This window comes from Mesorhizobium sp. M7A.F.Ca.CA.004.04.2.1 (assembly GCF_004022825.1).
Lineage (GTDB): Bacteria > Pseudomonadota > Alphaproteobacteria > Rhizobiales > Rhizobiaceae > Mesorhizobium.
Window position 1 is genome coordinate 1 of record NZ_RZPH01001448.1, and the last position, 1,073, is coordinate 1,073.

Annotated in this window: 2 protein-coding genes; both read right to left on the minus strand. The window is 62.7% G+C overall.

From position 1 onward, the window contains the following. Positions 1-148, minus strand: a 148-nt coding sequence (locus EN893_RS38445; RefSeq protein ID WP_164901450.1) for a hypothetical protein, incomplete at its 3' end; no start/stop codon positions are given. Positions 149-267: 119 nt separating this feature from the next. Then, positions 268-1,073 (minus strand): PLP-dependent aminotransferase family protein (locus tag EN893_RS35285; protein WP_164901451.1); only part of this gene is annotated, 806 nt, incomplete at its 5' end.

A 1,073-nucleotide genomic window follows, 5' to 3' on the forward strand; every position in this document is an offset into this window, starting at 1 on the left:
GCTCATTCCACATCGCCGAGAAGATGCCGAGTTCGGTGAAGCTCGGCTCGCGCCCGACAAGATCGAGGATGCGCTGATACTCGTCGGGCTTGAGCCCGTGTGAGGCAATGAGCTCGGGGGTGATCGGCACGGAATTGGAAATGGTCATGGGCGGCGATTTATATCCGGGACGTTGGGATTTTGAGTCCCGTCTTATCGCAAGCCTTGCGACCGATACACCCATGGATTGACGAAAAACGACGGAAAACCGGACAAAGCCACGCAGTGTCAGGAGAAGCTGTCGTAGCCGGCGCGGCCTTCATCGAGAAGTCGCCGGATCGCCGCGACGCCTTCAGCGATATCCCCGCGCTGTCTCGGCTGCGAAACGCCAAAGCGGACACCATGGAAAACCTGCTCGGAACGGCCGGCCTTGAATTCGTCCTCGTCGTCGATCAGCACGCCGTGCTCCAGGCAGGCGTTCTTGAAGGTGCCGGAAAGCCAGGGGTCGGGCAGGGTCAGCCAGACAAAGGGCACCCTGTCATGCGACTTGAACGCGAAGCCGGCCAAAGTCTCGCGCACGATGGCGATGCGGGCGCCGATTTCGGCGATGCTGCGCTTGCGTATCTCATCCGCCTGACCTGACAGCACCAGCCTTGTATTCACCTCCGCCAGCAGGAAGGGCATGCCGCCGGTCATCATCTTGTGGGCGACACGGATGCGGTGGCGGTAGGCGGGCGGGCAGGAAAGCCAGCCGCCGCGCACACCGGCTGCGACCGACTTCGACAGGCCGCCCGCGACGATGGTGCGTTCAGGCGCATACTCGGCCAGCAATGGTGTCGGATCATCGGTCAGATTGCCATAGAGATCGTCCTCGATGAGGACGACGTTGTATTCGCGTGCGACATGGGCGATCGCCTCGCGGCGCGCCGCCGACAAGGTGGCCAGCGTCGGATTCTGCGCCGTCGGCATCAGGAAGATCATCTTGGGATGCTTTTGCGCGCAGACGCGCTCGAAATCCTGCGGATCGATGCCTTCCTCGTCCGATGCCACCAGCGCGGTGCGCCTGCCGATCAGGCCGGCGCTGCGGGAAATCT